Consider the following 6796-nt stretch of genomic DNA (forward strand, 5'->3'; position numbering starts at 1 on the left):
GTGATCCTGCGTGAAGAAGTGCCGCACGTCGCAGCTGGATCTCGCTGGTTCGCCTGGTGCTGCGAAAGGGAAGGTGTCGAACCGGAATCGACTTTCGCCGCCTTGCTTGATCAGCACATGAAAGGAAGCCTGCGTGGTCCCTTCAATCTCGAAGCACGCCGCGCGGCCGGGTTCAGCCAGGCCGAACTGATCCATATTGGAAGCCTCGCCGCGTGAAGAGGCTACTTTTCGCCATCGTCTTGCTGGCCAGTTTCGGCCTGCTGTTGCTGTGGGCGGCAGGCGCAGAGTTGCACTCGCCGATGTTTGCGGATCAACAGCGCAACTGGACCGGATCAGAGTTCCGTGTGGTCATGGGCGGTGCGGCGCAGGACGAAGACCGCCTTAGAATTGGCGCGGTGGGTGATGACCGTACGGCCCTGCAATCGATTGCCCTCAATGGCGTCGATGCCATGGAGAACCCCATCCTTCGCTACAACTTCGCCCAATTCCCGCACACGCTGGAACTTTCCCTCGTATTCAGGCGAGTTGGTGACGAGGATGTCACCGTGGTTTCGCTGCCGTGGCCACGCGACGGCAATTCCTGGTTCGATCTCGGCACGGTTCCGGAATGGAATGGGCGCATCACCGAATTGGCTTTCGCCGAATATCCCACTCCGCAAGTCGTGCCGCCCATGCAGGGCTTCAAGCCTTTCACGCTGGTTGGCGCCAGTTTGTCTTCGCGTTCCTGGCAAGGCGACCTGTCTGCGTTGCTCACAGACTGGACTGGTCAGTGGCCCTGGAGCCAGCGGTCAGTACATGCATTGGGCCGTGATACCGACACGCCGCGTGCGCAGTCCCTGGTCCTCTGCCTCCTGCTGGCCGTGGGCCTCGTGTTGATCTGGTCGTTCGCAATACTCAAGGTTCGCGGCGCGGGGCTGCTGCGGCTGGGCGTACTCGCCCTGTTTGTCGGCTGGCTGCTGCTCGACCTGCAATGGCATTCCGGCCTGCGCTGGCGACACTCGGCAACCGAGGTCCTGTATAGCGAGTTTTCCTGGCCCGATCGTGAGCTGCATTCGGCGGACAGGGATATTGTCGAGACGGCGCATGAGCTCAAGCTGGCACTGCGAGACTTGCCGGGCAATACGCGTGTCCTGGTCCACTCTGCATCCAGTTTCACCGTGCTGCGCCTCATCTATCACTTGCTTCCAATGAATGTCGGAGTGTTGGCGCAAGCGAAGGCAACTGCGCCTGATGAGCCGCTGTCCGATGGGAGTGTGGTCGTTTTCTACGATATAGCCGGCTGGCGCTACGATCCGCAGAAAAGAATGATGGAAGGCGATGGTTTGCGACTCCCGGGCGAGATAATCCACCGCCGGGATCGCCTGATCGTATTGAAGTTGGGGAGAGGCACATGAGCCTCGGTTACCTGATGGCCTGGTTGCTGCCATGGTTCGCGGGGACAGGCGTTTGCCTGGCCTTGAATAGGGGGCTGCGTGCGCCGGGCGACCTGGCGTTCTCTCTTGGTGCGGGATTCCTGCTCGGCGTCTTTCTCACCGCCGGCCTTACCGCATGGGTGGCCAACGAAAACACTGCCCGAGCATTCGCGACTACGGCGCCGTGGCTGGCCGGCATCGGGATACTAGCCTGGGCTGCAGCGCTTGCGTTACGCAGCCGGCGGCCCCGAGACGCGAATGACGCTCGCTTGACGCCCGCATTGCGCCTGCTCTGGTGGACGCTGTTGGCCGCCATCGTGCTCCGCCTGGGCGTGCTGGGAAGCGAGGCCATGTTGCGCCCGACCTTCCCGTGGGATGCCTGGTCGGCATGGTCGGTCAAACCCAAGGCATGGTTTCTGATCGGCCAATACGTGCCTTATGTATCCATGCAGGAATGGTTGGCAAATCCCGATCTGTCCCTGCGTACCGCGGCGATCTGGGACTACCCCGAGCTGTTGGCCTGGATCGAGATCTGGTTCGCCAGTGCCGCGGGCAGCTGGAACGAACCGATGATCAATATCGTCTGGACCGGCGTGCTTGGTTCGGTCGGATTGGCAAGTTACGGGCAATGGCGCGCGATTGGATTGCAGCCTGAATTGTGCATGTTGCTGGTCTACGGAATGATCTCCCTGCCGTTGCTGGGCGCACATGCTGCGCTGGCCGGTTATGCGGATCTGTGGCTGGCAGCTGCCCTGGGCATGGCGGTACTCGCATGGTTGCGCTGGATGCGCGATCGCTCGCCGGGGCAGTTGCTGCTCGCCGGCCTGTTTGCGACAACCATGCCGTTGGTCAAACTTGAAGGTGCCGTCTGGCTGGCCATTTTCAGTTCGATCGTTTTCCTCAGCCTGCTGCCGAGGCGGTATCGCTGGTGGGTCGTTCTCGCTGTCGTGCTGCTCGGAACCCTTGGCCTGATCCTGGGCGGATTCGAGATCCCGGTACTCGGCCTGGGCTGGGTCAGGGCAAGCTGGGGCGAAGTGGTGGTTCCTGCACTGGGCGCACTGGATATCCATTGGCGACCGGTCGGGCGGGCCATGCTGTCCGGCTTGCTGACCCTGCCCAACTGGCATCTGCTCTGGTACCTGTTGCCACTGGCCATCGTACTTCGCTGGCGTGTTTTCCTTGAAGACCGCATGGCCCGCTCGCTCGGCGCGATGCTGGGCCTGTGTGCGCTGTTCCTTTTCGTCCTGTTCTTCTTCACCGAAGCTTCAACCTGGGCGGAGAACTACACGAGTGCGAATCGCCTTATCCTGCACGTCGTACCGGCCGTGTTCTCGCTGCTCGGACTGCTGCTTGCTGGCTTCAGCCTGAAGAATCGCCATACAGCTGGTGCACCGCCTGCGCCGAATCCTGAAGCGTGAAGTGGCGTTCCCAGCGGAGTCGTCCGGCAGTCCCCATGGCGGCCCGCATCGCGGGGTCCGAATCGAGACGATCAATGGCCCTGGCGAGATCCACCGCCTTGCCCGGCTCCACCAATAGCCCGGTTGTTTCGTTCTCGATCACCTGACCGACGCCGGAGCCCGGGATATCGCTGGCGATGGTGGCCAGTCCTGCGCGCATTGCTTCCAGCAGTACCAGGCCAAAAGCCTCGCTTCTGTCCAGCGAAGGCAGGACGAGAACTTCGGCTTCGACGTACGCCGCCTGCAAGTCCGCTTCTTCGCAATCCGCGATGAAGGACACCCGATCAGATACTCCCAGCCGGCAGGCCATGGCTTGCAGCGAATCGCGCTGCTCACCACTACCGATGAGGACCAGACGTACCCCGGGCAGCCTGCTCATGGCTTCAAGCAATACTGCAAAGCCCTTGTAATGGCTGAGCCTGCCGACGCCGAGTATCCGCAGTCCGTTACCTTGCGGCCACATCGGTGCCTGCCCTGAATCCCGCGTTCGATCCCTGATTCCCAGCGGAATCACTCTGGCCTTGGCTGCCCACGGCGCCAGTGCCGAGCTTGCAGCGAGATAGGCCTGCGAGGTTGCCACGATCGCCGCAGCACGGTTGAGCAGCCATTGTTCAAACGGGCGATAGATGCGGTAGGCCGCACGTACTCGCCAGTCGGGCATGTCGGTAGAGACGTCGGCGTGCCAGTGCACGATCCATGGCAGTGCCCGTGCTCGCGGGCTGAGCAAAGCCGCGAAGCAAGACGGGTTCGGCATGTGCAGATGGAGCACGTCCGGCTGAATGGCTTCGAGCGCCTGGCCCAATCGCAGTGGATAGGTGGGGCTTAGCGGCGTATAGAGCGGGGCGCCGATGCAGCCTGCGCGCCACAAGTCGACTCCGTTGACTTCATCATGCGTGCTGCGCCACTGGCCGGGAGGCTGGTGAACCAGGGCGCCTACATGGTGCCCATGATCGACAGACCATTCGGCAAGATCCTGCAGATACCGTTCGATGCCGCCCCGATGCGGCTGGTAGTACTTGCCGAGATGGAGTACCCGCATCGGGCTAGTCGATCTTTTTCGCGTCGCCAGACGGGGAGCCGGCTGGATTGCGCAGTCGCTCGATTTCCTGCTCGAGTATGGCCAGCTTCTGGGTCAGTCGGCGCATCTGGCGCTCCTGCCTGGAACGATCAATATCCAGCTTGAGCAGCCGCAACAACACCATCGACAGTCCAATGATGATGGGCAGGACCGGCGCATAGTTGATGCCGGTCAGTTTTCCAAGCCAGATCACCAGGGCCGGGAACATGCCGAGGATCAGCGTGGCCGCGGCCACCATCAGCCACCATGCGGCGAAGGGGCCGTGCAAATGGTCGCGACGCACCAGATAAAAGATGGCGCCGGCAAGTGCGAAGCCGAGAATGGCAGCGGTGATCTGGGCGTCGAGCATCAGCTATTCACGCCCGATGTCGCTGGATCGGAAGCTCGCTTGCCAAGGTCAAGGCGCGAGATGCAGAGTATCGTCGTATTGAACATGTATCGCGCCACCACGGCCCAGGAGGCAAAAACGCGGGAGTGGCCACTCTTGCGCGCCTGCATCGGTGTCGGGGTTTCCGTCATGCGCATGCCTTTCCCGGCCAGCAACATGAGCACGCCCACATCCTGGTAATCCAGCAGGCTGGCTTCCGGTGCCGCGAGCACTTGCATGGCGCGCTGGTCATACAGGCGCAGGCCCGAGGTGAAATCGCGAAGGCGAAGCCCGGTCAGCAGTCGCAAGTACTGCCAGGCTATCCGCTTCGGCAGGCTCAACCTTTCGAAGCAGGTTCCAATGACAACATTGGCTCCGGTACGTTTGCGTGCCTCGAACAGTAGCGGCAGGGAGTCGGGCAAATGCTGTCCATCGGCATCCAGGCAGATCACCGACTTGAATTCATGTCTCAACGCAAAGCGTATGCCGGCCTGACTTGCTCCCCAGGCACCGAGACCTACCGGCAACATCAGCACATCGGCTCCGGCCGCGCGGGCCGAGGCGGCTGTTCCATCGGTACTGGCATCATCGACGACCAGAACCTGGCATCCAAGCGAGGCCCGCACGCCCGCGACAACACTTGCAACAGTGGCGCTTTCGTCCCTGGCTGGGATCACAGCCAGGCAATCTGAGGGCAGTAGGGTATTCAAATCGAGCCTGATGCTGGGTGCAGGGGACCGCGATTCTCGTCATCCGCCGCCTAGCCTGTCAATGAATGCCTGCGCTGCTACATAAGATATAGGGCCTTAATGAGCAAAGGTTCGATCACCCAGATCACAGCAACAGGACTTCCTGGCACCCCACGGCCTCGTGACACCAACGAAATTCGACCCATATGCGTCAGACACCAGCGCCTGGAGCGCGATGCGAAAGAATTGAGGCCGAAGTGTCCGGATCCGGCAGTCGCGTGCGTCTAAAGGCCTGTGAGCGGGATAAACCAGTGCCAGTACGCCGCGAAACCAGGGCGAAAAGCACAATTTGGGGCATCCGGTTCTGACAACTCGGTCAAGCTATTGCGCGGAAGCTGTTGACGAGCAAAGGGCAAAGTCCTTAAGCTCCGAGCGGTTAAGGCAGCAGCTAGGCTTTTCGGTGTGTGCTTTAAGGGGAAGGGGACCCACCCCACCCAGACAATCCTGGAGAGACAAAAATGAACACGAAAATGAAAACACTTGCTATGGCAGTTGTGGGCTTGGTGGGTTTTGGTGCAGCAGGCGCAGCTTTCGCGCAGTGCCCGGCCAGCCTTTCACCGCCGTGGAGCCTGACGCTTTCGCTGCAGGGTACGGTTTCGAGCCAGACCCCTGGATATGATTCCACTCCGTGCCGTTTGCGCACCGCGCTGAATCAGAATGGTTCCCCGGCCGCAAAGGCTGGCGTGCTGGACCAGACACCTGCGAACGAATCGCGCTATCGCGCACAGTTCATTGTTGACGCATCGGGCATCACGCTGACAGCAGCGAACCGTGCAGCCACCATTTTCAACGTCATCGGTGGTGGAACGGCTCCCGGTGGTACCGGAAACATCGTGCAGACCTTCTTGCGCGGCAACGGAACGGGAGCTTCGCTGCGTTTCCTGGTTGGCGATACCAATCAGGGCAGTCTCTACCAGATTGTCGACGTAGCACTCCCGAACCAGGCCGGTGCCAACCGTGTTGAAATCGACCTCAATGTCGCTGGTGCAAGTGGCGGCAGCATGCGCTACTGGGTGACGGATGTGGCTGCAGCCACGACAGACGGCAGTCCGACTGGAACAGTTTCAGGCTTGAGCAACGATGTATGGACCGGCGTAGACCAGGTCGTACTCGGACTTGCCGGCGCGAGCACGTTCTGGCGTCAGAACTTCACCAACACGAACTACGTCTACTTTGATCAGTTTGATTCCCGCCGCCAGACATTCATCGGCAACTGAGCAACTAATCCTAATAAATACCTGTTGAAAACCCTTTTGGAGTGATGATAATGAAGAAGACCTTGCTTGGAGCTACTGTCGCGGCATCGTTGATGTTTGCCGGGGCAAGCTTTGCCCAGAACTGTACACCTAGCGCTGGCACGCCGGTGCTTAACGGTGCTACAAGTGGAACGCCTCAAGCCGCTTTTGATACCTGCAGCGCTACCGATCAGCTGGCGGTTTCCTGCAGCGGCTTGAACCCGATCGGCAATGCAACTGATGCCGTCTGGGCCGTCACTATTGGGCCTGGTGCTCATAGCGGCAGCTTCAACATTACGACTTCTGTGGGTACCTACGATATCTACGCTGGTCTGATGTCGGGCACCTGCAACGGTTCGTCGCCTTGCCCGATTGAGGCTGACAGCAACGGAGCTGGTGGTTCCGAAACGCTGGGTCCGGTTGATGGCCTTGCCAACGGTTCCTACTTCCTGCTGGTCACCACGTTTGGAGCAGGTTGTGGTCCGGTAGTCATTACTC

Annotated in this window: 8 protein-coding genes; 5 read left to right on the forward strand and 3 right to left on the reverse strand. The window is 60.6% G+C overall.

Annotation, left to right across the window (positions count from 1 at the left end):
* The 3 genes from WBP53_RS02900 to WBP53_RS02910 form a co-directional block, all read left to right on the forward strand.
* Nucleotides 1-216 (forward strand): DUF455 family protein (locus WBP53_RS02900; protein WP_423925750.1); only part of this gene is annotated, 216 nt, incomplete at its 5' end.
* Complete coding sequence (locus WBP53_RS02905) at nucleotides 213-1394, forward strand: hypothetical protein (RefSeq protein ID WP_423925752.1); 1182 nt, start codon at nucleotides 213-215, stop codon at nucleotides 1392-1394. The genes WBP53_RS02900 and WBP53_RS02905, both read left to right, overlap by 4 nt.
* Nucleotides 1391-2830, forward strand: a complete 1440-nt coding sequence (locus tag WBP53_RS02910; protein ID WP_423925754.1) for a hypothetical protein — start codon at nucleotides 1391-1393, stop codon at nucleotides 2828-2830. The genes WBP53_RS02905 and WBP53_RS02910 overlap by 4 nt, the downstream gene beginning before the upstream one ends.
* Here WBP53_RS02910 and WBP53_RS02915 read toward each other — a convergent pair.
* From WBP53_RS02915 to WBP53_RS02925, 3 genes are read right to left on the reverse strand one after another with little or no spacing between them, the layout of a single operon-like run.
* Nucleotides 2772-3908 (reverse strand): glycosyltransferase, encoded by a 1137-nt coding sequence (locus WBP53_RS02915; RefSeq protein WP_423925756.1) that lies wholly within the window; start codon nucleotides 3906-3908, stop codon nucleotides 2772-2774. The genes WBP53_RS02910 and WBP53_RS02915 overlap by 59 nt on opposite strands.
* Before the next feature lie 4 nt (nucleotides 3909-3912).
* Entirely contained in the window at nucleotides 3913-4296 is a 384-nt protein-coding gene (locus WBP53_RS02920; RefSeq protein WP_423925758.1) for a DUF2304 domain-containing protein, read from the reverse strand.
* Nucleotides 4296-4991, reverse strand: coding sequence for a glycosyltransferase family 2 protein (locus WBP53_RS02925; protein ID WP_423925760.1), 696 nt, complete (start codon nucleotides 4989-4991; stop codon nucleotides 4296-4298). Before WBP53_RS02925 ends, WBP53_RS02920 begins: the two co-directional genes overlap by 1 nt.
* Before the next feature lie 542 nt (nucleotides 4992-5533).
* On the opposite strand from WBP53_RS02925, the gene WBP53_RS02930 reads away from it, so the two are divergent.
* Nucleotides 5534-6280 carry a hypothetical protein gene (locus WBP53_RS02930; RefSeq protein WP_423925762.1) on the forward strand — a complete coding sequence of 249 codons (747 nt, stop codon included), beginning with the start codon at nucleotides 5534-5536 and terminating at the stop codon, nucleotides 6278-6280.
* Nucleotides 6281-6330: 50 nt separating this feature from the next.
* Nucleotides 6331-6796 (forward strand): hypothetical protein (locus WBP53_RS02935; protein ID WP_423925764.1); only part of this gene is annotated, 466 nt, incomplete at its 3' end.

Source organism: Dokdonella sp. (assembly GCF_049593775.1).
Taxonomy (GTDB): domain Bacteria; phylum Pseudomonadota; class Gammaproteobacteria; order Xanthomonadales; family Rhodanobacteraceae; genus Dokdonella.

Coding starts and splice junctions, on each gene's coding strand:
- WBP53_RS02910 (WP_423925754.1), top strand. CDS start 1,391: ATGAGCCTCGGTTACCTGATGGCCTGGTTGCTGCCATGGTTCGCGGGG.
- WBP53_RS02915 (WP_423925756.1), bottom strand. CDS start 3,908: ATGCGGGTACTCCATCTCGGCAAGTACTACCAGCCGCATCGGGGCGGC.
- WBP53_RS02920 (WP_423925758.1), bottom strand. CDS start 4,296: ATGCTCGACGCCCAGATCACCGCTGCCATTCTCGGCTTCGCACTTGCC.
- WBP53_RS02930 (WP_423925762.1), top strand. CDS start 5,534: ATGAAAACACTTGCTATGGCAGTTGTGGGCTTGGTGGGTTTTGGTGCA.